A 24,956-nucleotide genomic window follows, 5' to 3' on the forward strand; every position below is an offset into this window, starting at 1 on the left:
ACGCGCTAGATTTTTTTGATTGTATTATAGAGGGTCTCCAATCAAATAACATCGATCTTACTGCCCGCAAGAGGGATGAAGTAATTTCAACAAATCCTGTTGCAGCAAAAGAAAAGATAAACGCTATACAGACGCAGCTAGTGTCTTTTATAGGAGTAAATACAGATTACCTACTTAAGGTAACAGATAATCTAGGAGAAGGCAAGGAGACTATTATGTATACACTAGAGAGTATACTAGCTCAAGCAAATACACACGCAACGCATCACTATGCTATTATAAGTTATATGATGCAATCGTTAAATGTAGAGATAGAAATTCCTGGATTTGGTTACAATCCTTCTACGCCAGTACCAAAAAGAGAGGGTATATAATAAGTTTATAGATTGTGACTTTGGTAACTAATCATTAAAGAGTGCTCCCATAAGAGTGCGTATTCCTTTGAAACCAAAATAAATCGCCGCAACAAGAAGAACTATACCTATGCCTAATACAGGTATAAACATAGGATGGTCTTGATTCTTAAAGGAAGAGTTGAGAACAATAGGAGCTGTAATGAGAAGTAATAATGTGCCGCCCATAAGCTTAACACCTTTCAGTAATTTTTCTTTATTTGTGTGCATAGTTGTCTATCGCTTTGCGCACGCTCCCGTGTGCTATTAGTAATTTATTGGCCTCGTTGTATTCTATTTTCAAGTGGTTTGCAATCATTTTTGTGCCGCGATCTACTAGCTTATCATTGCTAAGCTGCATATCTACCATCTTATTTCCTTTAACGTGTCCCATTTTAATCATCGAAGCTGTTGAGATCATATTCAGCACAAGTTTTTGTGCTGTACCTGCTTTCATACGTGAACTGCCTGTTACAAACTCGGGTCCTACAACTACTTCTATAGGATAAAGAGCCGTTTGTGCAAGAGGACTCCCAGCATTGCAAGTGATACAACCTGTTGTAATAGCATTTGCATTACACGCCTCAAGAGCGGCTATTACGTAAGGTGTTGTGCCAGATGCGGCAATACCTATTACCACATCGTCGCTTGTTACATTGTGTGCCTTAAGGTCATTCCATCCTTGATTTATGCTATCTTCGGCAAACTCGACAGCATCTCTTATAGCTTTGTCACCACCCGCAATTATTCCTACTACTAGATCTTTGCTTACACCAAATGTAGGTGGACACTCGCTGGCGTCTACTACGCCTAGTCTTCCGCTAGTGCCTGCTCCCATATAAAAAAGGCGTCCTCCTTTTTTCATTTTGAGAACAATCGCTTCTATAAGTTTTTCAATTTGAGGCAGCGCTTTTTCAACAGCAAGCGGTACCGTTTTATCTTCTGTATTGATATTAATGAGCAACTCTGAGGTGCTCATATGTTCTAAATTGTCGTAGCGAGAATCCGTTTCGGTTGTTTTTGTAAAAGTCACAGTTGGTAAATGGTTTTTACAAAAATAGGTATTATGCCCCACAAGAACATTTGTTATTAAGTTTATGCTTATCCATTTTACTAAGAGTTTTATACGACTAGTATATAATCTTGATAATTGTTATTAGCATAATATGGGGAATGATTACGCTTTCGCGAAAGCGTTAAAAAGAAAATTTATCATTAAAAAAGTATTGATTTACTATCGCAAATTGTGACTTTTAAATTTTAACGACTATCCATTGCACGGCTATTTTTCAAATGTTAACTTTGTGTTACGTAGAAATGCAGATGTTTTATGAGTAGTCTTTCTGAAGTTGTAGATTCTCTTGAGTACAAAATCGCTGCTTTGTTGAAACAATACAAAGATGTGAAGCAAACGCGGGTAGAACTGGAAACAGAACTTACCGCATTGCAACAAGAAAATCTAAAACTAAAAGAGGTGTTAGAAAATCGTGAGCAGAAGATAAAGACTCTCAAAACCGCAAATGCATTACTAGGCAGTAACGATTATAAAAGGGAAACCAAACTAAAGATAAACTCTTTAGTGCGTGAGATAGATGCTTGTATTGCATCGCTTGCAGAATAATAAATTATGGCAGACAAGCTCAAAATCAAGTTGTCTATAGCAGATCGTGTGTACCCACTCACGATTCATCCTTCTCAAGAAGAGGGATTGCGTAAAGCAACAAAAGAGATTGAGGCAATGGTCAAGCAATTTGAGCAAAGCTATGCCGTTAGAGATAAACAGGATGTACTCGCAATGTGTGCACTTCAATTTGCATCTCAGGTTACCCAAAAAACTATAAGTGAAGACTCTCTAAGTGAGGAAACTGCGGCTAGATTACAAAAGCTGGCAGACCTCCTTGATGATAGTTTGTCATAACGTTCTTTACATACAACAGCATATTACTGCCTGCATTGATTATTATTTTGATAAACTCAACAGTTATTTTTTATAAAGAGTGACTCTAAGTTGTAAAAGCACGCCGTTACTAGACTTGTTCTAGGTAGACGGAACCTTGATCAGCTTTATAGCTCTAATCCTTACTATTAGGAGTTTATACGAAATGCACTATCAATGTGGGCTTTTTTTATATCTCATCGCGAGGTAGTGAGGTTTTTAAAAACCTTAACAATCAACCATCAGTAGCGCCTGTAAAGGCATTATAATATTAAGTCAAAATTATGGAACATAACGCACTCTTGTTTATAGTAGGTGTGATTGCTCTTGCATTAGGATTCCTTATTGCAAAAATGTTAGAACGTAACAATGCATCACAAATCATTAAACGCGCAAAGAAAAGTGCTCAGGGCATCTTAAAAGAAGCTAAGTCTGAGGGCGAGTCTATCAAAAAAGATAAAATACTTCAAGCCAAAGAAAAATTTATCGAGCTTAAAGCAGAGCACGAAAAAGTAATCCTAGGAAGAGATAAAAAAATGAACGATGCAGAGAAGCGCACTCGTGACAAAGAATCTCAAGTAAGTGGTGAGCTTTCGCGAAATAAAAAATTAAATCAATCTCTTGAAGATAGAATTAAAGATTATGATAAGCGCTTAGAATACGTTGATAAGAAAAAGGCCGAAGCTGAAAAAATGCACCAGAGTACGGTGCAGCAACTTGAGGTAATATCAGGACTTTCTGCCGAAGAAGCAAAAAGTCAACTTGTAACTACTCTGAAGGACCAAGCCAAGGCAGATGCTATGAAGCACGTGCAAACTTCTATCGAAGAGGCAAAAATGACCGCAGAGCAAGAAGCCAAAAAGATTATCATTAACACCATACAACGCATAGGAACAGAGGAAGCAGTAGAAAACTGTGTATCTGTTTTTAACTTAGAAAGTGACGATGTAAAAGGTAGAATTATAGGTAGAGAGGGTCGTAACATACGTGCTATAGAAGCAGCAACGGGTGTTGAGATTATTGTAGATGATACTCCAGAGGCAATTATACTTTCTTGTTTTGACAGTGTGCGTCGTGAGGTAGCTCGTTTATCATTACACAAACTTGTAACAGATGGTCGTATACACCCAGCAAGAATTGAAGAAGTTGTACAGAAAACAACGAGACAAATTGAGCAAGAGATTGTAGAAGTAGGAAAGCGCACAGTAATCGACTTAGGAATACACGGTTTACACCCAGAGCTTATTAAAGCGGTAGGGCGTATGAAGTACCGTTCTTCTTATGGTCAAAACCTACTACAACACAGTAGAGAAGTTGCAAAACTTTGTAGTGTGATGGCAGCAGAGTTAGGCGTAAATGCCAAACTTGCTCGTAGAGCTGGACTTTTACACGATATAGGTAAAGTGCCAGATACAGAGACAGAAACACCACACGCAATCTTAGGAATGCAATGGGCAGAGAAGTATGGAGAGAAGCCAGACGTGTGTAACGCCATAGGTGCTCACCACGATGAGATTGAGATGACAAGTTTACTTTCTCCTATTGTACAGGTTTGTGATGCTATAAGTGGAGCGAGACCAGGCGCACGCCGTCAAGTATTAGATTCATACATACAACGTCTCAAAGATCTTGAGGAAATAGCTTTTGGATTCCAAGGTGTGAAGAAGGCTTATGCTATTCAAGCAGGACGTGAACTTCGTGTTATTGTAGAGAGTGAGAAGGTTAATGATGATAAAGCTTCATCACTATCTTTTGAAATTTCTCAGAAAATTCAAACAGATATGACCTACCCAGGTCAAGTAAAAGTTACCGTAATACGAGAGACCAGAGCGGTCAATATTGCAAAGTAACTGTAAGATTTAGTTATTATTTTTATAAAGAGGCTAGCGCATTATGCGCTAGCCTCTTTTGTTTTAAACCCCTTACGTTGAGTATTTCACAATCTAAAACCCATTAATTAAGATTCCTGTAGCAAAGTCTAAACATCTTATTTAATTATATAAAAAAGGTAGTTTTTATATAATTAATTCTAAAAGTGCATTGCTAGCTCAAATAAGTTGCTACCTTTGAGCCATTAGTATGAATAGAATAATTGCACATATCTCAAATAGCCTTACAGCACTTCTTGCTGCAAGACCTGCTATGCAATTACTTCCTGTTCCTGTACGACGCTTCCGCCGCCGCCCGTAAGGGTAGCTCATTAATGAGGGATGGTAGGTGAGTCCTATCCCGTTTTCCACAAAAGGAACCGTCACATTTTCAATATACATTTTAACTTAAATCATCGCTATGCAAATTGTTGTAGCCACGATTTCGCATACACCATATGCTCAGATTATCTGTGATACCATCGCAGAATCATCTAAGGTACGTGGTACAGGAATCGCTCGTAGAACTCCAGAATATGTCATCTCAAAGATGGAAGCAGGTAATGCTGTCATTGCTTTAGAGGGAGACGTTTTTGCGGGCTTCTGTTATATAGAAGCTTGGGGACACGAAAAATTTATAGCAAACTCTGGACTTATTGTACACCCGGACTTCAGAGGACAGGGACTTGCCAAAAAAATTAAAGGAGAGATATTTACGCTTTCGCGAAAGCGTTATCCAGAGGCAAAAATCTTCGGAATCACTACGGGTCTTGCCGTGATGAAGATTAATAGTGACCTAGGTTATAAACCCGTCACATTTTCTGAACTCACAACAGATGAAAGCTTCTGGAAAGGTTGCCAGACCTGCAAGAACTTTGACGTGCTCACACGTACAGAGCAAAAGATGTGCTTATGCACAGGGATGCTCTATGATCCATCAAAAGAATCAAAATCCACAGAAAAAAATACTGTAAAGGCGCCTGTTTTTAACAGGCTAAAACAAATAAAGGAAAAGCTATTCCTTAAAAAAAATAAGTAATGAAAAAATTAATCTTAGCATACTCAGGAGGACTCGATACAAGCTATTGTGTAAAATATTTCACTGCCGAAATGGGGTATGAAGTACACGCTGTAAGTGTCAATACAGGTGGATTTACAGATCAAGAAATCGAAAAAAATAAAGAGAAGGCTCTTGCACTGGGAGCAACATCATATACAAACATAGATGCCATAGCTACCTTTTATGATACGGTGGTAAAGTATCTCATTTTTGGTAATGTACTTAAGAACAACAGTTACCCACTTTCTGTAAGTGCAGAGCGTATCGTGCAAGCCATAGAGATTGCAAAATTTGCCAAAGCTCAAAACGCAGATGCTATTGCTCACGGTAGTACGGGTGCGGGTAACGATCAAGTGCGTTTTGATATGACGTTCCAAACCATTGTGCCAGAGTTAGAAATAATTACCCCTATAAGAGATCAAACGCTTTCGCGAAAGCAAGAAATCGATTACCTACAGAGTCACGGTATTTCTTGGTCTTGGGAGAAGGCACAGTATTCTATAAATCAAGGTTTGTGGGGTACAAGTGTAGGAGGTGCACAAACCCTAACCTCACATCAAACACTACCTGAGGATGCATATCCTAGTCAGCTAGTGGCTAGCGATTCTCACACTTTAAAGATTGGATTTACAAATGGAGAACCAACGTCGCTTAATGGACAGAAAGGTTCACCAGTAGAGATTATAGAGCAACTAGAAGACATCGCAAGCAAGTATGCCATAGGTCGCGGGATGCACGTGGGAGACACCATTATTGGTATAAAAGGAAGAGTAGGTTTTGAAGCTGCAGCTCCTGTTATCATATTAGAAGCGCATCGTACTCTTGAGAAGCACACGCTTTCAAAATGGCAATTACAGCACAAAGAAAACATCGCGTTGTGGTATGGTACTCATTTACACGAGGGCTTATACCTAGAGCCAGTAATGAGAGACTTTGAAGCTTTTTTACAAAGCAGCCAGAATACAGTCACTGGCGAGGTAGAAGTGGTATTACATCCATATAGATTTGAGGTGGTAGGCATCACATCAGATTATGACCTTATGCAATCTAAGGTAGCCAGCTACGGAGAAGAAAACCAAGGCTGGACCGCCGCCGAAGCAAAAGGGTTTATAAAAATATTAGGTAACCAGTCTAGAATCATAGCAAACCAAGACAGATGAAAAAAATAGGAATCATTGGTGGTGCAGGTTATACTGCTGGGGAGCTCATTAGACTACTTATTCATCACCCACAAATTGAGATAGATTTTATATACAGTACAACTAATGCTGGTAATGCAGTAGGCGTGGTGCATCAAGACCTTGCTTATGTAGATCTGGCTTTTACAAGTGATGTAAACACAAAGGTAGATGTAGTTTTTTTATGTCTAGGTCACGGTAACTCGGGTAAATTTATCGAGCAATATAGTTTTTCTTCAAGTACGAAGATTATTGATTTAAGCAATGAGTTTAGACTTAAAAGTGATGTCACTTTTAAGGATAGAACATTTGTATATGGCTTGCCAGAAATCAATAAAGAGGAAATTAAAAATGCGCAAAACATTGCAAACCCTGGCTGCTTTGCCACTGCTATTCAGCTGGCATTATTACCGCTGGCGAGCGCTTCTTTACTCAGCCAAGATGTGCATATTAATGCCGTTACAGGTGCTACGGGAGCGGGAGTAAAACCTAGTGCTACTACGCACTTTGGGTGGAGAGATAATAACTTCTCACACTACAAGGCTTTTAATCATCAGCATCTTGGGGAGATAGGAGAGTCTGTGGTGCAGTTGCAAGAAGGTTTCGATAGCGAACTTCATTTTATCCCGCAGCGTGGTAATTTTTCTAGAGGGATTTTTGCTACTGCCTATACAAATTTTGAAGGTACGATTGAAGAAGCATATGCGCTTTATGAGGAGTTTTATAAGGATTCCGCTTTCGCGAAAGCGGTAAAAGCACCTTTACACCTCAAACAAGTGGTAAATACAAACTACTGTTTCATACACTTAGAAAAACACGGCAATAAATTATTGATTACCAGTGTGATTGATAATCTATTAAAAGGAGCAAGTGGTCAAGCTGTAGAAAATATGAATCTAATGTTTGGGTGGGCTCAAGATACTGGGCTCCAACTCAAGGCAAGTTATTTCTAATAGTTAAGATATAGACATATGAAAATAGCAATCATAGGAACGGGGAATTTAGGTCTTGCCATCGCAAAAGGACTCATCACAAATAATGCAGTAACTAGCTTATATCTTACTAAAAGAGATATTTCTAGTATCGAAAAATGGGATGCGTACAAGGAAGTAACAACTACGAGTGATAATCGTGAGGCTGTTGTAAAAAGTGACATTCTCATTTTTGCAGTACAACCAGGTCATTTTGCAGGTATACTTGAAGAGATTAAAGAATTACTTACAGAGAAACACATTATTATTTCTACGATAACTGGTTTTAAAGTGCCGCAAATCGCTGAAATTGTAGGAGACGATCAATTTATTATACGTGCAATGCCTAACACTGCTATTGCCGTAGGTCAAAGTATGACCTGTTTATGTAGCAACACGGCAGGGGAAAAGCGTATTGCCATAGCCGAAGCCATTTTTAATAAACTAGGCACAAGTCTTATTATCCCAGGAGGACAGATGCAAGCTGCTACGGTAATCTGTGCGAGTGGTATTGCTTTCTGGATGCGATTGATAAGAGCAACTACGCAGGGAGCTATACAGTTAGGTTTTGACGCAAAAGAAGCGCAAGAACTTGCTATGCAAACCTGTCTAGGAGCTGCCACTTTGGTTATTAAATCTGGTAATCACCCAGAAGCCGAAATTGATAAAGTGACTACGCCAAAAGGCTGCACCATAGAAGGTCTCAATGAGATGGAACATTCAGGTTTAAGCTCTTCTCTCATAAAAGGAATTGTGGCTAGTTATCAAAAAATTAATAGCATCTCATAGTGCTTAAAAATATAGAGTATGAAATTATTTGATGTATATCCACTTTATGATGTTACTCCTGTTAAGGTAGAGGGATGCTATGTGTATGATCAAAGTGGTCAAGAGTATCTTGATTTATATGGTGGTCACGCAGTGATCTCTATAGGTCACGGGCATCCTCATTATATAGAGAAATTAAAAACGCAGATGGATGCCATTGGCTTTTATTCTAACGCAGTTCAAAATCCGCTGCAGGTGGAGGTTGCTCAGAAGTTAGGAGCGCTTTCTGGTTGTGATGATTATGATTTGTTTTTCTGTAATTCAGGAGCAGAGGCAAATGAGAACGGATTAAAACTAGCGTCATTTGACACAGGTAAAAGTCGCGTGGTAGCGTTTAAAAACAGCTTTCACGGGAGAACATCTGCCGCCGTAGCAGCTACCGATAATCCTAGCATCGTTGCGCCTATAAATGCACAACACCAAGTGTCAATACTCGACCTAGGTAATACGGAGCAACTAGAGGAAACTTTACAAAAAGGAGATTGCTGCGCTGTGATTTTAGAATTTATACAAGGTGTAGGAGGTTTAGATCAATCTACAGAGGTGTTTTATCAAGATGTTGCCGTGCTTTGTAAAAAGTATGATGTAAAACTCATTGCAGACGAGGTGCAGTCTGGTTTTGGTAGATCTGGAGAGTTTTTTGCTTTTCAGAAATATAATATCACTCCAGATATTATCACCATCGCAAAAGGAATGGGTAACGGTTTCCCCGTGGGCGGTGTGCTAGTGCATCACTCTATTGAGGCGCGTTATGGGATGCTGGGAACGACCTTTGGCGGTAATCATCTTGCTTGCGCTGCTACACTTGCAGTTCTCGAAGTGATTGAGAAGGAGCAGTTAATGGCACACGCAAAGGAAATAGAAACCTACTTTAGGGAGAAAGCACTTCCATTTGGCAATCGGGTGACTGTAAAAGGTCGCGGTCTAATGCTAGGGCTAGACTTAGGCTACGATGTAGGAGCATTGCGCAAAAAGCTCATCTACGAGTATCACATTTTTACGGGAGGAGCAAAAAACAAACACGTGCTCAGAATACTTCCACCACTTACGATTCAAAAACCACAGATAGATTTACTATTTGAAGCATTACACAAAGAGTTATGAAGAACTATATATCTATAAATGATATCACTAATTTAGAAATGGCGATTAAAGAAGCGCTGTATATGAAGGAGTATCCGTACGCTTTCGCGAAAGCGGGAAAACAAAAAACCTTAGGTCTTCTTTTTTTTAACTCAAGCTTACGTACAAGATTAAGCACAGAAAAGGCTGCCAAAAACCTTGGAATGGAGACGATGACACTCAATGTAAACAGTGATAGCTGGCAACTAGAGTTTGAAGATGGTACTGTGATGGATGGCACAAAAGCAGAGCACATTAAAGAGGCTGCGCAGGTGTTATCGCAATATTGTGATGTACTTGCCGTGAGAGCTTTTCCAGGGCTGGTAGATAAAAGTCAAGATGAGCTAGAGGTTGTACTTTCTGCATTTATGCAATATGGGAGTGTGCCGGTTGTAAATCTAGAAAGCAGTACGGCGCACCCGCTACAAGGCTTTACAGATGCAATCACGATTTACGAACTCACCGAAAGTCTATGTGCAGTAAATAAAAAGCCTAATGTCGTGTTGAGCTGGGCGCCACATCCTAAAGCCTTGCCGCACGCAGTTGCAAACTCATTTGTCCAGACTATGCAAAAGGCAAATGTAAATTTCACAATTACTAATCCGGAGGGTTATGATCTCAATCCAGAAATACGTGGAGAAGTACCTGTGATTCATAACCAGAAAGAAGCCTTTGCAAATGCCGATATCATTTATGTAAAAAACTGGAGCAGCTATGAAGATTATGGTAAGGTGCAATCGCAAGACAGTAACTGGATGATTAATGCCGAAAAACTTAAGGGAACCAATCAAGCCAAAGTTATGCATTGCCTACCTGTGCGTCGTAACGTTGTCATTGCAGATGATGTGCTAGACACCGAGTCAAGCGCAGTAATCCAGCAAGCTGGTAATAGAACGTGGGCTGCACAATGGGTGCTTAAAAACATACTCGACAATGATAAATAAACAGCAACTTACCATAGTAAAAATAGGTGGAGACATTGTAGATTATGATGAGCTACTCACCTCATTTTACACGCATTTTAAGGCAATTTCTGGTCCAGCTATTATCATACACGGTGGAGGAAATAAAGCATCTACTTTACAAGAGCAGCTCGGTTATGTTCCAGTAAAAGTAGACGGAAGAAGGGTGACAGACGAGGCGACGCTAGAGGTTGTGACAATGGTGTATGCGGGACTTCTCAATAAGAAACTTGTCGCAGGCCTGCAGGCAAAAGGTAAGAACACCTTAGGACTTTCTGGAGCAGATGGTGATGCCGTGAGAGCACATAAACGTGAAGTGAAAACGGTAGATTATGGCTTTGTAGGAGATATAGACAGCGTGAATGTGAGTTTTATAAATGACCTCCTTTCTGACGGTAAAGTACCTGTATTTTCTGCAATTACGCACGATGGTAATGGGCAATTACTCAACACCAATGCAGATACACTCGCTGCCAAAATTGGGGTAGCAATGAGCTCTCTCTATAACGTTCAGTTGTTTTATTGTTTTACAAAACCAGGTGTCCTTGAAGATGTAAATAATGATGAATCGATAGTAACGCGCATAGATAAAGGGCTTTATAAAGAGATGAAAACAGCCGGCCAAATATTTGAAGGGATGATTCCTAAACTAGATACTGCCTTTGAGGCACTAGATCAAGGCGTTATGAGAGTGCATCTGGGCGAGGTTGATGTACTGAGTGATAACACTATAAAACACACGACACTATGTCTTTAAATATCCAAATAGATAGTGCCGTAGCATTGCTGCAATCACTCATTGAGACACAAAGTTTTTCTAGCGAAGAAGATGGCACAGCTTTACTTATAGTAAACTGGTTAGAGGAGAAGGGGATTACGCTTTCGCGAAAGCGTAACAACATCTACGCATTTAATAAACATTATGACGCATCAAAACCGTTATTGCTTCTCAACTCTCACCACGATACGGTTAAGCCAAATAAAGGATACACAAGAGATCCTTATAATGCCGAAATTAAGGACGGTAAATTATACGGTCTAGGAAGTAACGATGCAGGTGCAAGTCTTGTAGGATTGCTTACTGCGTTTGTACATTTTTATGAGCGTGAGGATTTGTCTCATAATATTGTAATTGTAGCTTCTGCCGAAGAAGAGTCAAGTGGTCCAAATGGTCTTAATAGTATGCTTGCGCATCTGCCTGAGATAGATGTTGCCATTGTAGGCGAGCCTACACTTATGAACCTCGCCATTGCCGAAAAAGGTTTGGTGGTTTTTGACGCCGTAGTAAAAGGAACGGCAGGTCACGCAGCTCACATAAAGGAGAATATGGCTATTTATAATGTAATAGAAACCTTGCAGTGGTTTGAGAATATAACTTTTGATAAAGTGTCTGAGACGCTGGGTGCCACTAAGGTTACAGTAACACAAATTAATGCGGGTAGTCAACATAATGTAGTGCCCAGCCAGGTAGAGCTCGTCATAGATGTGAGAGTTAATGAACATTACAGCAACCAAGAAATCGCCGATTATATGGTAGCAAATGTGCCGTGTAACTCGATACAGCCTAGGTCATTGCGACTTAATAGTTCGCGTATCCCAAAAGAGCACAAGCTCGTACAAGCAGGAATAACGCTAGGCAGAGAAACCTATGGTTCACCTACCTTGTCTGATCAATCCTGCTTGAGTTGTCCCTCTTTAAAGCTAGGTATAGGCGACAGTACTCGCTCTCATATGGCAGATGAGTTTGTCTATATACACGAGATAGAGGAGGGCATAGCACTATATATCGAGCTCTTAGAAAAATTTTTAACAGCATAAATAATATGGGTTGTTGCAATAGTGTGAACAGCATAACCCACTAATAAGATACTTATGAAACTTTGGGAAAAAGGAATACCAACAGATCAAAAAATAGAAGCATTTACGGTGGGGAATGATCGTGAGATTGATATCCATATTGCTAAGTATGATTTGCTAGCCAGCAAGGCACACGCAGCAATGCTCGCATCTGTTGGCTTACTTACAAAAGAAGAAAGCGAGCAGTTAAATAAGCAATTAGACCTTATGCTCAAGCAAGAGCAGGAAGGAACATTTGTTATAGAAGCAGATTTTGAAGATGTACACTCTAAGATAGAAAGTGATCTTGTAAAAGCATTAGGAGATACGGGGAAAAAAATACACACAGCGAGATCTCGTAATGACCAAGTTCTTGTGGCGTTAAACCTTTATTTTAAAGCAGAATTGTCTCAAATAACCGAAGGCGTAGAGAAGTTGTTTGACACACTTCTCAAACTTGCAGAGACTCATAAAAACACCTTGCTACCTGGATATACACACCTTCAAGTGGCGATGCCGTCATCATTTGGGCTTTGGTTTTCTGCTTATGCAGAGTTGCTTATAGATGATCTCTACTTACTCAAAGCAGCACAGAAGGTGGTAGATCAAAATCCGCTGGGGAGTGCAGCTGGATATGGCTCTAGTTTTACTATTGATAGAGAGATGACTACCAAGCAACTTCAATTTGCCGATTTAAAATACAATGTAATTGCAGCTCAACTCTCAAGAGGGAAGTCTGAGCGTACAGTAACTCAAGCTGTAGCAAATATTGCAAATACGTTAAGTCGTTTTGCAATGGATATATGTTTGTACTGCTCTCAAAATTTTGGGTTCATTAAATTTCCAGATGCGCTTACTACGGGTAGTAGTATAATGCCGCACAAAAAGAATCCAGATGTTTTTGAATTGCTCCGTGGCAAGTGCAATCAGTTACAAGCCATCCCACAAGAAATGATTATGATTACTAATAATTTACCAAGTGGTTATCATAGAGACTACCAGTTACTTAAAGAAAATGCTATCAAGTCTGTAGAGGATCTTAAAGTAGTGCTAGATATTTTTGAGTTTTCTATTGCTCAAGTAAAAGTGAAGGATGTTAATCTAGATGATGAGAAGTATCAATACCTCTTTACAGTAGATGCAATAAATGATCTTGTAACCGCTGGCATACCTTTTAGAGAAGCATATAAGCAAATAGGGGAGCAGGTAGAAAATGGTTCTTTTAAAGCAGGAAATACAAAGGAGCACTCACACTTAGGAAGTATACATAACCTAGGTCTAGATAAGATACAAGCCAAATTTGACAAGGCGGTATCTTAATGAGTATGGAAGACTTAAGACACATAATGAGCTTGTGTAAAATAGTATCTTCGCACTATGAGTAGCATTAAAACCTTTTTGCGTTCATTACTAGAAATAGTAGAAAACGTATATGAAAACTCTCGCAAGGCAAGTAGAAAACGTACTTGGCATCAGCACGTAGTGCCCTATGAAGGGGACTGGGCTGTAAGGCGCGAGGGTAACAAGCGTATCACTTCAAAGCATCAAAAGCAGAGCACTGCCATACGTAAAGCAAAGAGTATTGCACGTAAACGAAAGGCAGATGTGATTATACATCGTGCAGGTGGTGGCATACGCGAGCGTATAAGCTATGACTAGAATAGCTGTTTTTTATACAAATCAACCTTAGAACCATCTATGCTTGCATTTTGTAATGAAGCGATGCAAAACTCGCGGTAGGTAAAGCAAATGATAAGAGAATAAAAAAATCCCATCAATCTATTGATGGGATTTAAAGTTTTTAATGAGTAGAACAATATCTCTATTCTATCAAAACTGCATTTTCAGGAATATCAAAATAGCTGTTTTCGACATCTTTTTTAAATCTAATATCAGAGACATCAATAGTTGTGATATGCTCGCCAGCTTTTTCGTCTTCGGTGAGCCAGTGGGTTTTATATCCTGTGGCAAACTCTATACCGTCTACCGTAGTTGTTCCCTCTACAGTCATTAACTTTTCTGGTAAGTGACCACCATCTGCAAAGTATTTAGGGTAAGAAACAATGTAGCGTATTACCGCTAGTTTGTGATTATCTTTCCCAAAATAGAGTACATAGTAATCATCTGGAGCATCTCCCGTTCCTGCTTCAAAAGTTACTTTAATAGCGTCATAAGTGGTGTTGTTATGAGTTTTATCTGCAAGTTTTTCAAGATTAACACCTTCACCATCTAGGATAAACGGTTGTGTTAGAAAGTAGTAAGGGGTAAGTGCCCAGAAGCGCATATCAAAAGGAAAAGCGGTAGAGTCCTTAACTTTTTTCCAAGCTTTCTCACCTGTCCACCCAAACTCTTGAGAGCGATCCCCTACGTGTTGATGACGTGCCTTATTGCTCCAAGTGTCAATGGTTTGATAAGTGTTACGACGTGTGCTCCCATCTTCAGGTTTATAGTCAAAATGAAAAGAAAGCGGTCCATTTTTAAAATAAGTATCCAGTCCGCCGTGTGCTTCCATCGCTTGCCATACTATTTTTCCGGCATCTGTTTTATTAAGTCTAGCTTGTGCTTCACCTACACGTTTATCAATCCACGAGTCTGGCTTTACAGCAAGATCTGGGTTTATAGCTACCTCGTTAGATGTTGTCGTGGTTTTAGTTTTTGTTTCTTGGCAAGACACACAGGCAAGTATTGCAATACCTAATGCGAGAATCATTTTCTTCATCTTTAAAATATGTTGGTTAGTAAAGCAAGTTTGGTCTATTTCTATTCTTCTAACTTACATAGCAGTGTATTAAATAAATGCTAAAACATCATAGAGATGAAATAAGAGTGGAATTACGCTTTCGCGAAAGCGTAACTCTTACAATTAAAGTCTTATTAAATAATCGTGCTTTGTCCTGCGTGAATGTTTTTAAAATTACGGTTTGTGTCTTCTGGGTTTAAGATATAGTCTGCAATAAAGTCGCCAACTTTTGAAGTGCTTAATGGGTTTTCTGGTTTGAGATCTTCTGTTGTAAAACCTAGTTCTAATGATTTTTCTACAGCGGTTTCTATACTAGCAGCCTCGTCTTGAAGCCCGAGATGTCTCAACAACATCGCTGCAGATAAAATCGAAGCCAGCGGATTTGCAATTCCCTTGCCAGTAGCTTGTGGGTAAGAGCCGTGTATAGGCTCAAAAAGTGCATTTTCTGTACCTACAGAGGCAGAAGCTAGAAGTCCTATAGAACCTCCTATCACACTTGCCTCATCAGAAATAATATCACCAAACAAGTTTTCTGTCAAAATCACATCAAACTGCTTTGGGTTTAAAATCATTTGCATCGCTGCATTGTCTACAAAGAGAAAATCTACCGCTACATCTGGATATCCTTTTGCTATCTCAGTTACTGTTTTTCTCCACAGCCTTGATGTTTCTAGCACGTTTGCTTTATCTACGAGCGTCAATTTTTTTCTTCTGTTTTGAGCCTCTTTAAAGGCTAGATGTGCCATTCTTGTTATTTCTTTTACAGAATATGAGCAACCGTCTGAGGCTACTTGACCATCATCACTAAGGTGTTTCTCACCAAAATAGATACCACCTGTGAGTTCGCGATAGATAGACATATCTGCTCCAGAAATGATCTCTCTTTTAAGAGGTGAATTATCAATAAGTTGCTCGTAAGCCTTCACAGGGCGTACATTACAAAAGAGTCCTAGTGACTTGCGAAGTCTCAAAAGGCCTTGCTCTGGACGAACTTTTGCCGTTGGGTCATTGTCATATTTGGGATCACCAATGGCTCCAAACAGTATAGCATCAGATGCCTCACAAATGTCTAGTGTTTCCTCAGGAAGCGGGTTGCCCGTCGCGTCTATGGCACAAGCTCCCATCATTGCTTCTGTATATGTAAAGTGATGTCCGTATTCGTCTGCTACTGCCTCTAGGGCTTTTTTTGCTTGAGCAGTAACTTCTGGTCCTATCCCGTCTCCAGGTATGATTGCAATATTAAAATCCATAGTGTGTGTTTGAATTATGTACTAAATCCCCGCCTTAGTAGGCGAGGATCTGGTAACCATTTATATATTGTGCTCTTTTAAAACACCATTCGTTCTTTTTCAAAGGCTTCTATTTCGGCCTTTTTACTTAGTAAAAAATCAATGTCGTCATATCCATTAATCATACATACCTTCTTGTAGGGGTCTATGTCAAATTCCGCTTTCGTACTTCGACCTTGCTCAGCATAAACTCCAGCCATCTCAACCACCTGATTTTCTAGGTCTATAGTGATAGGTAGCTCAGGGTTTGCTTCTATACCTGCTAGTAATTCCTTAAGATACTCCGGCGTCACCTGTATAGGAAGCAAGCCGTTGTTAAGTGCATTACCTTTAAAAATATCTGCAAAAAAACTTGAAATGACCACTTTAAACCCATAGCCTACAATGGCCCAAGCAGCGTGCTCACGGCTAGACCCACAACCAAAGTTATCTCCAGCTACCAGAATTTTTGCACCTGCATATTGTGGTTTATTAATAGGAAAATCTGCATCCAGCGTTCCATCTTTTGTAAAGCGCCAGTCTCTAAAGACGTTATCACCAAATCCTTTCTTATCTGTCGCTTTCAAGAAGCGCGCAGGGATAATCTGGTCTGTATCTATATTTTCTATAGGTAGTGGTACCGCTGTGCTTATGAGTTTTGTAAATTTTTCCATTAGGCTACAGCTTCTTTTGTGACGTCTACTATTTTTCCTGCAATGGCAGTTGCGGCAGCTACAAGGGGAGAAGCGAGTATTGTTCTCGCACCTTGACCTTGGCGGCCTTCAAAATTTCTATTTGAGGTAGAAACACAGTACTCTCCAGCGGGAATTTTATCATCATTCATCGCAAGACAGGCTGAACAGCCAGGCTGCCGTAAGGCAAACCCAGCCTCTTCAAACACCTCTTTAAGCCCCTCTTCTTCGAGTTGCTTTGCTACTTGTTGTGAGCCAGGTACTAGCCAGGCGTTCACATTTGCAGCTTTATGTTTTCCGCGCACGTATGATGCGGCTATTCTAAAATCTTCTATTCTTGAGTTTGTACAACTTCCTAAAAACACATAATTAATAGGCGTGTCTAGTAATTGTGCTCCACCTTTGAAGTTCATATACTCAAGCGCTTTCTCAAAGGTCATATCGCCTTTCTCGGGTATGGCGCCGTTTATTTTTATTCCCATCCCTGGGTTTGTGCCGTAGGTGAGCATTGGAGCTATATCTTCGGCATCAAAGTGATATTCTTTGTCAAAAGTGGCATCTTGGTCTGTAGGGAGTGTTTTCCAGTAGGATACCGCTTTCGCGAAAGCGTCACCCTGCGGAGCAAATTTGCGCCCTTCTACATAATCAAAAGTGGTTTGATCTGGGGCAATCATACCGCCACGAGCGCCCATCTCGATACTCATATTACAAACCGTCATACGGCCTTCCATACTCATCTCCTCAAAAACGTTACCCGCATACTCACAGAAGTAACCAGTACCAGCGTTTGTGCCTATTTTTGAGATAATATATAAAATCACATCTTTAGGAGAAACGTGTGGTGCAAGAGTTCCATTTACAGAAACGCGTAAGCTTTTAGGCTTGTTAAGTAACAGGCTTTGACTTGCAAATACTTGTCCCACCTGGCTCGTCCCGATACCAAAGGCAATAGTGCCAAAAGCTCCGTGTGTTGATGTGTGACTGTCTCCACAAACCATTGTCATACCTGGTTGTGTGATACCCAGCTCTGGTGCCATCACGTGTACAATACCATTGTACTTGTGACCTAGACCATAGAGGGTGATGTTGTGTTTCTCACAGTTTTCTGTGAGTTGTTGTAATTGCTTGCGAGACATCTCATCCTTGATAGGAAGATGCTGATTTTCTGTTGGAGTGTTGTGGTCTGCCGTGGCAACTATTTGATCTGGACGGGCTACAGGAATGCCACGTTCCTCAAGCTCATTAAAAGCCTGCGGACTGGTCACTTCGTGTATCAAGTGCTTGTCTATATATAAGATTTGGGGTCCGTTGTCTACAGTGTCTACCACGTGTGCATCCCAGACTTTATCAAATAGTGTTTTTCCCATTAGTATTTATGCTCTGTAAATTACTTGCGTATTGTTTTAAATTATGCGACTGCTCCAGCTTTGCACTGTATGTGTTGCATAATCATATGTATATCATTGTCTTTTACTTCCTTTTGTCTATCTGCCACATTAAGAAACTGCTCGTAAGCCGCATCTAGTTGCACTTTTGTTAGTTCGTAACCTACTTTTTTTGATCTATAGGCAAGAGCTGCTCTACCGCTTCTTGCTGTAAGCACGATAGATGTCTCATTTACTCCTACATCTTTTGGGTCCATAATCTCGTAGGTGTCTCTATTTTTGATCATACCGTCTTGATGGATTCCTGAGCTGTGTGCAAAGGCATTTGCACCTACGATCGCCTTGTTAGGTTGTACGACCATTCCCATCTTGTCACTTACCATACGGCTCGTGTCAAAAAGGAGTTGGGTATTTATATCTGTATGAAGATTGAGTGTGGGGTGTTGTTTAAGGATCATTACTACCTCTTCTAGAGAGGTATTACCAGCACGCTCACCTATCCCGTTTATGGTACATTCTATCTGTCTTGCTCCATTTATCACACCTGCAATACTATTTGCCGTGGCTAGACCAAGATCATTGTGACAGTGGCAAGAGAGAGTAACGTTTTCTATACCCTTCACATTTTCACGTAAGTATTTGATTTTTGCTCCATACTCTTCAGGTAAGCAATAACCTGTAGTATCTGGAATATTAAGAACGGTTGCTCCCGCTGCGATGACTCGCTCAAGCACCTTTGCAAGAAATGCATTGTCTGTACGACCCGCATCTTCTGCATAAAACTCTACATCATCAACAAAATTTTTCGCGTAAGCGGTTGCTTTTACAGCGCGTTCTATAATCTGCTCAGGAGTGGCGTTAAATTTATACTTCATATGTGACTCGCTAGTACCTATACCCGTATGGATTCTAGGTCTAACGGCATATTTTAGAGCTTGTGCGGCAACCTCGATATCCTTCTCTACTGCGCGAGTGAGACCACATACGGTTGCGTTTTTTACGAGTTTTGAAATCTCCTCTACAGAGCTAAAATCTCCCGGAGAGGAAATAGGAAAACCTGCTTCTATTACATCCACGCCTAAAACATCGAGACGCTCTGCTATGGTGAGCTTTTCTTTTTTGTCTAGTTTACAACCAGGTACCTGCTCTCCATCACGAAGAGTCGTATCAAAAATCTGAACTTTGTCGTTTTGCATAGCTTTCATTTCTACACGAATTTATACCTTGCTTATCCTTTAAGAATCTTTCAAATGAGAGGTCTTACGATATCAAGGTTAATTTTAGTATAATCAAATAACTGTATTTCAATTAGTTATGAGAAAAATCATTACAACGCTTAATGATCATAATGATTCTTTATTTATTTTAATTAAGTCATTATCTAAGAGTGAAAAGCGACAGTTCAAGCTGTACGTAGGCCGACTAGTGGGAAATAGCGAGGCAAAATTTTTGCAACTTTTTGAATTTCTTGATAAAGAAAAAACCTATGATGAGAAGGCCATCTTAAAGTCTGGTATTGTTACAAAAACACAACTATCTAACCTCAAAGCGCACCTTTATAGACAACTTTTAATAAGCCTGCGGCTTACACCAGCACATCAAAATATACGTGTGCAAATACGAGAGCAGCTAGATTTTGCAACCATACTATATCAAAAAGGCTTGTATAAGCAAAGCCTTAAAATTCTAGATAAAGCTAAAAGTATGGCACTAGAAAATGAGGAGAAAAATGTTGCTTATGAAATCGTAGAGTTAGAAAAAATTATAGAAACCCAATATATCACCAGAAGTATAGCCACCCGTGCAGATGAGCTTGCTGTCCAGGCAAAAAGCCTTAGTGAGCAAAACGTTATGGCGAGTAAGTTATCTAACCTGTCGCTGCAACTCTATAGCATTATGCTCAAAACGGGCTATGTAAAAAGTGATAAAGAAAAGCAAGAGCTCACAGATTACTTTGATGGTCACTTGCCTAATTATGATTACGACTTGCTCAATTTTAGAGAAAAGATGTGGTTGTATAAGGCGCATCTCTGGTACAGTTTTCTTATTCAAGATTTTCTTTCTTGTTATAAGTATGCAGACCGCTATGTGCGCTTATTTGATGAGAATCCTTTAATGATAAAACAGAACCCTGTTTTTTATCTCAAGGGGATACATTATTTACTAGAGTCATTATTTTACCTTAAACACGAGTCAAAATTTAGAGAAGCGCTAGAGAAGCTCACCACTGTAAAGGAAAACCCTAATTTCCCTAAAGGTGATAATCTAGACACGCTTCTGTTTTTATATACAAGCAGTAACCGCTTTAATCATCGCTTTATGATAGGCGAGTTTAAAGATGGTGAAAACCTTGTTAAGGAGGTTCTCACTGGATTAAAATCACCTAAATACCGTATAGATGAGCATCACGTGATGATCTTTTATTACAAGATGGCGAGCCTATATTTTGGGGCGGGTGATAACATAAAATGTATTGAGTACTGCCAGAAAATCATAAACAATCATAGCCTTAAGAGCCGTGAAGATTTAATGTGCTTCTCACGTATTCTTAATCTCATTGCTCATTATGAGGCTGGCAAAGATTACCATCTTGAGTCATTGTTAAGAAGCACCTATAAGTTTCTTATTAAGATGGATGATATGCACGAGGTACAAAAGGAGATGATTAAATTTGTGCGCAATCTGGGAGATATCTATCCTCACGAACTTAAAGCCGAGTTTAAAAAATTGCACACTACACTCAAACAATATGAAGACGATCCGTACGAGCGCAGAGCCTTCTTATATCTAGATGTGTTGTCTTGGCTAGAGAGTAAGATAGAAAACAGACCGGTTGCAGATGTGATTAAAGAAAAAGCACAAAAATTAATAAGGTAATTGCCTTTTTCTTCTAGCACCATAATTTACCCTAACACCATTTAATGCCAAATAATACGACCCGCCATATATTAGAAATTAACCTAGCAATGCTTTTTGTAAGTACCTCGGGAGTACTAGGTAGATACATTGATTTACCTCCGGCCGTAACCATCGGTATACGCTCATTTCTTGCAATGTTACTACTGGGATTATTTGTAAAGTGGAAAGGTTTTTCTTTTACGCTTGCGCGAAAGGATATACTCGCAATTGCGCTTTCTGGTGTTTTTATGGGGCTACACTGGATTACCTATTTCTACTCCTTACAATTGTCTAACGTAGCGATAGGGATGCTGTCATTATTCACATATCCCGTGATGACAAGCTTACTCGAGCCTGTATTTTTAAAAACACAGTTTTCAAAAATGCACTTGCTACTAGGGGTACTTGTCTTGATAGGTATTTACTTTCTTGCGCCTTCTTTTGATACAGAAAACGACTACTTCCTTGCGATATTAATAGGTTTGCTATCGGCATTATGTTTTGCAATACGTAACCTCTTGGTAAAAACAAAAATAGGTTCTTACAACGGGTCTGTAGTAATGTGGTATCAAACGCTGGTGATAGCCATTATGCTTATACCAGCCTATTTTATTTTTGATGTCGAAGGATTTGTAAAAGAGCTTCCTTATATAGGGATGCTTGCCCTTATCACAACCGCTTTGGGACACACGATGTTTCTCTTTAGTATTAAAAGGTTTTCTGTGACGGCTGCTAGTTTAATGGGAAGCGTACAACCTATTTATGGAATCATTCTCGGTATTATTTTTCTTAACGAAATACCTGGGTGGCGTACCGTTTTAGGAGGTTCTCTTATTTTATTTAGTGTAGTGGTAGAGAGCTTAAGAGCGTCGCGAAATAAGTAGGAAGCCCCTAGTTACAAGCCTTCCACACAGCATCTCCTTCGGGAACTTGGCCTATGAAGGTCATTTCTTCCTTTTTTACCGGGTGGGTGAGGGTAAGCTTTCGCGAAAGCAAACTTATACTACCATCAGCGTTACTGCGGTCAAAACCATATTTAAGATCTCCCTTTATAGGGCAACCTATGGCTGTAAGCTGGGCGCGTATCTGGTGATGTCTCCCAGTGTGTAGGTCTATCTCAAGAAGATAAAATGTCTTAAGCTTTTTAATCACTCTGTAATCTAGAATAGCCTTTTTACTGTCTGGCACCTCGTGTTTGTGAGCGTAGCTTTTGTTTTGTTTTGGGTTGCGCTTTAAAAAGTGTGTAAGCGTGCCACTCTCTGCCGGAGGCGGATTTTTTACAAGTGCCCAGTATGTTTTTTTAGTCTGTCGCTCAGAAAACATCTTGTTAAGACGTGGTAACGCCTTGCTGGTACGGGCAAAAATAACAATGCCAGAAGTAGGTCTGTCTAGTCTGTGTACCACACCTAGATATACCGCTCCTGGCTTATTATATTTTACTGCAATGTATTTTTTTACAACTTCGCTCAGTGGCAAGTCTCCCGTTTTATCTCCTTGCACAATATCACCACTACGTTTGTTAACCACGATAATGTGGTTATCTTCATATATAACGTTGAGGTTTTCTGGCGTGGAGTGCATTGTGGGTGGTTACCGCTTTCGCGAAAGCGTACTATTAATACTGCTCATCTTCATTTGGGAAGTCCTGTGATTTTACATCTGCACTGTACTTCTCAAAAGCAGAGGTCATCTCAGTATGCATATCTAGATAACGACGTAAAAATCGAGGGTTGAACTCGTGAGTCATACCCAGCATATCGTGTGTTACAAGTACTTGTCCATCTACTCCAGCACCAGCACCTATACCTATCACGGGGATGGTAAGGCTCTCTGCAACTTCTTGAGCCAGTTTTGCAGGTACTTTTTCTAGTACAAGAGCAAAACAACCAGCTTTTTGAAGCATAAGGGCATCTTCTTTAAGTTTTTGAGCTTCTTCTTCTTCCTTAGCTCGTACTGTATATGTACCAAATTTATAGATACTTTGTGGTGTAAGTCCTAGGTGACCCATTACCGGGATACCTGCGTTAAGGATACGCTTTATGCTTTCTTTTACTTCTTTACCACCTTCAAGTTTTATAGAGTGACCTCCAGATTCTTTCATAATACGTATGGCAGATCTTAGCGCTTCTTTAGGATCACTTTGATAACTACCAAAAGGTAGATCAACTACTACTAACGCTCTGTTTGCCGCTCTTACAACAGAAGAGGCGTGGTATATCATCTGGTCTAGAGTGATAGGTAATGTTGTCTCGTGGCCAGCCATTACGTTTGATGCGCTATCACCTACAAGAATCACATCTATACCCGCACCGTCTACAATTTGAGCCATTGTATAATCATAGGCTGTGAGCATTGATATTTTCTCTCCTCGAGATTTCATCTCAGTAAGAGACTTTACGGTTACTCTTTTGTATTCTTTTTTGGCTGTAGACATTTGTTTATTTTTTCTGTTACAAAAGTAGTAAATTAGATACCTATGTGTTAAACATTATAGATGCGACTCAAATATCTTTTTATTCCTATGATTGCGGTGTTCTTATTATTTGCCTTTGTTAAGGCAGATAAAGATTACTACAGGTCTGCAAATCAAGATGTTTATAGCGAACAGGTAGTTAAGGAGGTGGTGCATACTTTTTTTGAGGGATTTCACACTCAAGACTCTATTTTAATTAAAAAGGTCGTGCATCCAGATGTGATGATGCAATCTATAGGCAAGGGAGAACTAGGCGAGGTACAACTGAGCAAGCAAGACTTTAGTGGATTTTTAAAGTCTATTTGTAGTATACCTGCGACTACCACTTTTGAAGAGCGTATAAATAGCTATGAGGTAAAAATGGATGGCAAGATGGCAAATGTCTGGACGCCATATTCATTTTACATAAACGGTAGTCTAAGTCATTGTGGAACTAATAGTTTTCAACTCTTTAAGCGCAACGGTGTCTGGAAGATATTTTATATAGTAGACACGCGTGACCGCGAGGGCTGTGGGGAGAAGCGAGGGTAGTGATAGGAGCGCTCTAATCTAGTTTATATATTAATCTAAAATCCATATTAAACTCAACGCCTGTAGAGAATCCCTCATCCCGTCTCGGGTTTGTGTCATCAAAGAAAAAGCCATCTTCAAAACCAAAACGTACAAAACTAGCGTTTTGAATGTCACTATATCTATTGTCTTTAAATCTCATACCTAGCCCAAAGTTTACACGGAGCATAAGTTTATTTGATAATCGAGTGTACTCTCCAAAGTTTACTAAAAACCCATTCTTTACACGTTGATAATCTGCACGATCAAAAGCTACAAGCTCTACCGTGCCGTTTGCATCATTTACAGGATTAAACGTGTCAAAAAGCAGTGTTTCTTTACTGTTTATGTAAAACAACTCTAGCCCTATATAATTTGTGTATTTTTCTCCTTTACCTATAAAATAGAGCACCTCTGGGCGTACTTCATATAGACTATAATTGCTCGTGCCCTCATTAGTGTAAGGCAAGCCTTGAAAACCTACTCCCACACTACCGCCTACAGACCAGTGAGTGTTAAGCGATCTCGTATACCCAACATTTATTCTTGGAAAAGGTGTAATAGGACTTACTAAACTAAGACTCACATATGATTTTACGGGTACTCTTGAGATACTATCCCTTCGCTCAATTTTCTTTATTCGTTTTTCTACGCGTATTGCTTTCTTTTCTTCACGGGTGGTCTGTGCTTGTAGGCTTTGAAAACAACATAAAATGATAACGAGGGCAGTTGTAGTAATTCTCATTTAAGGTAGGATTTAGTGAGGATTCTATATCAAGATACATTCTCTACCAGAAG

Annotated in this window: 27 protein-coding genes (1 of these 27 running past the window's edge); 17 read left to right on the plus strand and 10 right to left on the minus strand. The window is 39.7% G+C overall.

Going from position 1 to position 24,956, the window contains the following annotated elements:
- Positions 1-374: the 3' portion of a DinB family protein gene (locus I597_RS05700; protein ID WP_035327364.1), read on the plus strand. Its footprint begins 136 nt before the window's first position; 374 of the gene's 510 nt are visible here — the last part of the coding sequence; its start codon lies off the left edge, out of view; the stop codon is at positions 372-374.
- 27 nt (positions 375-401) lie between these two features.
- Here the strand turns inward: I597_RS05700 and I597_RS05705 are convergent, their stop codons facing one another.
- Together I597_RS05705 and murQ are read right to left on the minus strand one after the other, a co-directional pair.
- A complete protein-coding gene (locus I597_RS05705) occupies positions 402-623 on the minus strand; it encodes a DUF6095 family protein (RefSeq protein WP_035327366.1) in 222 nt (73 codons plus the stop codon).
- On the minus strand, positions 610-1,425 hold the full coding sequence (murQ, locus tag I597_RS05710) for an N-acetylmuramic acid 6-phosphate etherase (RefSeq protein ID WP_035327367.1): 816 nt from the start codon (positions 1,423-1,425) through the stop codon (positions 610-612). The genes I597_RS05705 and murQ overlap by 14 nt, the downstream gene beginning before the upstream one ends.
- A 297-nt stretch (positions 1,426-1,722) precedes the next feature.
- Here murQ and I597_RS05715 point away from each other — a divergent pair, with 297 nt between their 5' ends.
- The 13 genes from I597_RS05715 (at position 1,723) to I597_RS05780 (ending at position 13,812) form a co-directional block, all read left to right on the plus strand.
- On the plus strand, positions 1,723-2,013 hold the full coding sequence (locus I597_RS05715) for a hypothetical protein (protein WP_035327369.1): 291 nt from the start codon (positions 1,723-1,725) through the stop codon (positions 2,011-2,013).
- A gap of 6 nt (positions 2,014-2,019) precedes the next feature.
- Positions 2,020-2,310, plus strand: coding sequence for a cell division protein ZapA (locus I597_RS05720; RefSeq protein ID WP_035327370.1), 291 nt, complete (start codon positions 2,020-2,022; stop codon positions 2,308-2,310).
- 302 nt (positions 2,311-2,612) lie between these two features.
- On the plus strand, positions 2,613-4,178 hold the full coding sequence (rny, locus tag I597_RS05730) for a ribonuclease Y (RefSeq protein WP_035327372.1): 1,566 nt from the start codon (positions 2,613-2,615) through the stop codon (positions 4,176-4,178).
- A 439-nt stretch (positions 4,179-4,617) separates the two neighbouring features.
- A complete protein-coding gene (locus I597_RS05735) occupies positions 4,618-5,235 on the plus strand; it encodes a GNAT family N-acetyltransferase (protein ID WP_035327373.1) in 618 nt (205 codons plus the stop codon).
- On the plus strand, positions 5,235-6,416 hold the full coding sequence (argG, locus tag I597_RS05740) for an argininosuccinate synthase (RefSeq protein ID WP_035327375.1): 1,182 nt from the start codon (positions 5,235-5,237) through the stop codon (positions 6,414-6,416). Before I597_RS05735 ends, argG begins: the two co-directional genes overlap by 1 nt.
- On the plus strand, positions 6,413-7,387 hold the full coding sequence (gene argC / locus I597_RS05745) for an N-acetyl-gamma-glutamyl-phosphate reductase (RefSeq protein ID WP_035327377.1): 975 nt from the start codon (positions 6,413-6,415) through the stop codon (positions 7,385-7,387). Before argG ends, argC begins: the two co-directional genes overlap by 4 nt.
- 18 nt (positions 7,388-7,405) lie before the next feature.
- Positions 7,406-8,194, plus strand: coding sequence for a pyrroline-5-carboxylate reductase (gene proC / locus I597_RS05750; RefSeq protein WP_035327378.1), 789 nt, complete (start codon positions 7,406-7,408; stop codon positions 8,192-8,194).
- 18 nt (positions 8,195-8,212) lie between these two features.
- On the plus strand, positions 8,213-9,337 hold the full coding sequence (locus I597_RS05755) for an aspartate aminotransferase family protein (RefSeq protein ID WP_035327379.1): 1,125 nt from the start codon (positions 8,213-8,215) through the stop codon (positions 9,335-9,337).
- The gene (locus tag I597_RS05760) at positions 9,334-10,299 is read left to right on the plus strand and encodes an N-acetylornithine carbamoyltransferase (RefSeq protein ID WP_035327380.1); all 966 of its coding nucleotides are present in this window, start codon (positions 9,334-9,336) and stop codon (positions 10,297-10,299) included. Before I597_RS05755 ends, I597_RS05760 begins: the two co-directional genes overlap by 4 nt.
- The gene (gene argB / locus I597_RS05765; RefSeq protein ID WP_035327382.1) at positions 10,289-11,074 is read left to right on the plus strand and encodes an acetylglutamate kinase; all 786 of its coding nucleotides are present in this window, start codon (positions 10,289-10,291) and stop codon (positions 11,072-11,074) included. The genes I597_RS05760 and argB overlap by 11 nt, the downstream gene beginning before the upstream one ends.
- Positions 11,065-12,135, plus strand: coding sequence for a M20 family metallo-hydrolase (locus I597_RS05770; RefSeq protein WP_035327384.1), 1,071 nt, complete (start codon positions 11,065-11,067; stop codon positions 12,133-12,135). Before argB ends, I597_RS05770 begins: the two co-directional genes overlap by 10 nt.
- A gap of 54 nt (positions 12,136-12,189) precedes the next feature.
- On the plus strand, positions 12,190-13,473 hold the full coding sequence (argH, locus tag I597_RS05775) for an argininosuccinate lyase (protein WP_035327385.1): 1,284 nt from the start codon (positions 12,190-12,192) through the stop codon (positions 13,471-13,473).
- Positions 13,474-13,530: 57 nt separating this feature from the next.
- Positions 13,531-13,812 (plus strand): DUF2188 domain-containing protein, encoded by a 282-nt coding sequence (locus I597_RS05780; protein ID WP_035327387.1) that lies wholly within the window; start codon positions 13,531-13,533, stop codon positions 13,810-13,812.
- A 163-nt stretch (positions 13,813-13,975) separates the two neighbouring features.
- Here the strand turns inward: I597_RS05780 and I597_RS05785 are convergent, their stop codons facing one another.
- The 5 genes from I597_RS05785 to I597_RS05805 form a co-directional block, all read right to left on the minus strand.
- The gene (locus I597_RS05785; protein WP_236884378.1) at positions 13,976-14,863 is read right to left on the minus strand and encodes an outer membrane lipoprotein-sorting protein; all 888 of its coding nucleotides are present in this window, start codon (positions 14,861-14,863) and stop codon (positions 13,976-13,978) included.
- Between the two features lie 164 nt (positions 14,864-15,027).
- Positions 15,028-16,143 carry a 3-isopropylmalate dehydrogenase gene (gene leuB, locus I597_RS05790; RefSeq protein WP_035327391.1) on the minus strand — a complete coding sequence of 372 codons (1,116 nt, stop codon included), beginning with the start codon at positions 16,141-16,143 and terminating at the stop codon, positions 15,028-15,030.
- Positions 16,144-16,220: 77 nt separating this feature from the next.
- Positions 16,221-16,835 carry a 3-isopropylmalate dehydratase small subunit gene (gene leuD / locus I597_RS05795; protein ID WP_035327393.1) on the minus strand — a complete coding sequence of 205 codons (615 nt, stop codon included), beginning with the start codon at positions 16,833-16,835 and terminating at the stop codon, positions 16,221-16,223.
- Positions 16,835-18,220: a 3-isopropylmalate dehydratase large subunit gene (leuC, locus tag I597_RS05800; protein ID WP_035327395.1), complete on the minus strand. Its 1,386-nt coding sequence runs from the start codon at positions 18,218-18,220 to the stop codon at positions 16,835-16,837. Before leuC ends, leuD begins: the two co-directional genes overlap by 1 nt.
- A 41-nt stretch (positions 18,221-18,261) precedes the next feature.
- A complete protein-coding gene (locus I597_RS05805) occupies positions 18,262-19,434 on the minus strand; it encodes a 2-isopropylmalate synthase (RefSeq protein ID WP_081965043.1) in 1,173 nt (390 codons plus the stop codon).
- A 118-nt stretch (positions 19,435-19,552) separates the two neighbouring features.
- Here I597_RS05805 and I597_RS05810 point away from each other — a divergent pair, with 118 nt between their 5' ends.
- Both I597_RS05810 and I597_RS05815 read left to right on the plus strand, forming a co-directional pair.
- Positions 19,553-21,115 carry a hypothetical protein gene (locus I597_RS05810; RefSeq protein ID WP_035327397.1) on the plus strand — a complete coding sequence of 521 codons (1,563 nt, stop codon included), beginning with the start codon at positions 19,553-19,555 and terminating at the stop codon, positions 21,113-21,115.
- Positions 21,116-21,159: 44 nt separating this feature from the next.
- Positions 21,160-22,020 (plus strand): DMT family transporter, encoded by an 861-nt coding sequence (locus tag I597_RS05815; protein WP_035327399.1) that lies wholly within the window; start codon positions 21,160-21,162, stop codon positions 22,018-22,020.
- A 7-nt stretch (positions 22,021-22,027) separates the two neighbouring features.
- On the opposite strand, the gene I597_RS05820 is transcribed toward I597_RS05815, so the two are convergent.
- Together I597_RS05820 and panB are read right to left on the minus strand one after the other, a co-directional pair.
- Positions 22,028-22,717 (minus strand): RluA family pseudouridine synthase, encoded by a 690-nt coding sequence (locus tag I597_RS05820; protein ID WP_035327401.1) that lies wholly within the window; start codon positions 22,715-22,717, stop codon positions 22,028-22,030.
- A gap of 34 nt (positions 22,718-22,751) precedes the next feature.
- Positions 22,752-23,570 (minus strand): 3-methyl-2-oxobutanoate hydroxymethyltransferase, encoded by an 819-nt coding sequence (gene panB / locus I597_RS05825; protein ID WP_035327403.1) that lies wholly within the window; start codon positions 23,568-23,570, stop codon positions 22,752-22,754.
- A 60-nt stretch (positions 23,571-23,630) separates the two neighbouring features.
- On the opposite strand from panB, the gene I597_RS05830 reads away from it, so the two are divergent.
- Positions 23,631-24,140, plus strand: coding sequence for a nuclear transport factor 2 family protein (locus I597_RS05830; protein ID WP_035327405.1), 510 nt, complete (start codon positions 23,631-23,633; stop codon positions 24,138-24,140).
- A 13-nt stretch (positions 24,141-24,153) separates the two neighbouring features.
- On the opposite strand, the gene I597_RS05835 is transcribed toward I597_RS05830, so the two are convergent.
- On the minus strand, positions 24,154-24,903 hold the full coding sequence (locus tag I597_RS05835; protein ID WP_035327407.1) for a hypothetical protein: 750 nt from the start codon (positions 24,901-24,903) through the stop codon (positions 24,154-24,156).
- Between the last annotated feature and the right edge of the window lie 53 nt (positions 24,904-24,956).

This window comes from Dokdonia donghaensis DSW-1, assembly GCF_001653755.1.
Classification (GTDB): domain Bacteria; phylum Bacteroidota; class Bacteroidia; order Flavobacteriales; family Flavobacteriaceae; genus Dokdonia; species Dokdonia donghaensis.

What these genes read in the sequence shown, in the direction of transcription:
- I597_RS05705 (WP_035327366.1), bottom strand. Translation starts at nt 623, where the DNA reads ATGCACACAAATAAAGAAAAATTACTGAAAGGTGTTAAGCTTATGGGC.
- I597_RS05715 (WP_035327369.1), top strand. Translation starts at nt 1,723, where the DNA reads ATGAGTAGTCTTTCTGAAGTTGTAGATTCTCTTGAGTACAAAATCGCT.
- I597_RS05720 (WP_035327370.1), top strand. Translation starts at nt 2,020, where the DNA reads ATGGCAGACAAGCTCAAAATCAAGTTGTCTATAGCAGATCGTGTGTAC.
- rny (WP_035327372.1), top strand. Translation starts at nt 2,613, where the DNA reads ATGGAACATAACGCACTCTTGTTTATAGTAGGTGTGATTGCTCTTGCA.
- I597_RS05735 (WP_035327373.1), top strand. Translation starts at nt 4,618, where the DNA reads ATGCAAATTGTTGTAGCCACGATTTCGCATACACCATATGCTCAGATT.
- argG (WP_035327375.1), top strand. Translation starts at nt 5,235, where the DNA reads ATGAAAAAATTAATCTTAGCATACTCAGGAGGACTCGATACAAGCTAT.
- argC (WP_035327377.1), top strand. Translation starts at nt 6,413, where the DNA reads ATGAAAAAAATAGGAATCATTGGTGGTGCAGGTTATACTGCTGGGGAG.
- proC (WP_035327378.1), top strand. Translation starts at nt 7,406, where the DNA reads ATGAAAATAGCAATCATAGGAACGGGGAATTTAGGTCTTGCCATCGCA.
- I597_RS05755 (WP_035327379.1), top strand. Translation starts at nt 8,213, where the DNA reads ATGAAATTATTTGATGTATATCCACTTTATGATGTTACTCCTGTTAAG.
- I597_RS05760 (WP_035327380.1), top strand. Translation starts at nt 9,334, where the DNA reads ATGAAGAACTATATATCTATAAATGATATCACTAATTTAGAAATGGCG.
- argB (WP_035327382.1), top strand. Translation starts at nt 10,289, where the DNA reads ATGATAAATAAACAGCAACTTACCATAGTAAAAATAGGTGGAGACATT.
- I597_RS05770 (WP_035327384.1), top strand. Translation starts at nt 11,065, where the DNA reads ATGTCTTTAAATATCCAAATAGATAGTGCCGTAGCATTGCTGCAATCA.
- argH (WP_035327385.1), top strand. Translation starts at nt 12,190, where the DNA reads ATGAAACTTTGGGAAAAAGGAATACCAACAGATCAAAAAATAGAAGCA.
- I597_RS05780 (WP_035327387.1), top strand. Translation starts at nt 13,531, where the DNA reads ATGAGTAGCATTAAAACCTTTTTGCGTTCATTACTAGAAATAGTAGAA.
- I597_RS05785 (WP_236884378.1), bottom strand. Translation starts at nt 14,863, where the DNA reads ATGATTCTCGCATTAGGTATTGCAATACTTGCCTGTGTGTCTTGCCAA.
- leuB (WP_035327391.1), bottom strand. Translation starts at nt 16,143, where the DNA reads ATGGATTTTAATATTGCAATCATACCTGGAGACGGGATAGGACCAGAA.
- leuD (WP_035327393.1), bottom strand. Translation starts at nt 16,835, where the DNA reads ATGGAAAAATTTACAAAACTCATAAGCACAGCGGTACCACTACCTATA.
- leuC (WP_035327395.1), bottom strand. Translation starts at nt 18,220, where the DNA reads ATGGGAAAAACACTATTTGATAAAGTCTGGGATGCACACGTGGTAGAC.
- I597_RS05805 (WP_081965043.1), bottom strand. Translation starts at nt 19,434, where the DNA reads ATGCAAAACGACAAAGTTCAGATTTTTGATACGACTCTTCGTGATGGA.
- I597_RS05810 (WP_035327397.1), top strand. Translation starts at nt 19,553, where the DNA reads ATGAGAAAAATCATTACAACGCTTAATGATCATAATGATTCTTTATTT.
- I597_RS05815 (WP_035327399.1), top strand. Translation starts at nt 21,160, where the DNA reads ATGCCAAATAATACGACCCGCCATATATTAGAAATTAACCTAGCAATG.
- I597_RS05820 (WP_035327401.1), bottom strand. Translation starts at nt 22,717, where the DNA reads ATGCACTCCACGCCAGAAAACCTCAACGTTATATATGAAGATAACCAC.
- panB (WP_035327403.1), bottom strand. Translation starts at nt 23,570, where the DNA reads ATGTCTACAGCCAAAAAAGAATACAAAAGAGTAACCGTAAAGTCTCTT.
- I597_RS05830 (WP_035327405.1), top strand. Translation starts at nt 23,631, where the DNA reads ATGCGACTCAAATATCTTTTTATTCCTATGATTGCGGTGTTCTTATTA.
- I597_RS05835 (WP_035327407.1), bottom strand. Translation starts at nt 24,903, where the DNA reads ATGAGAATTACTACAACTGCCCTCGTTATCATTTTATGTTGTTTTCAA.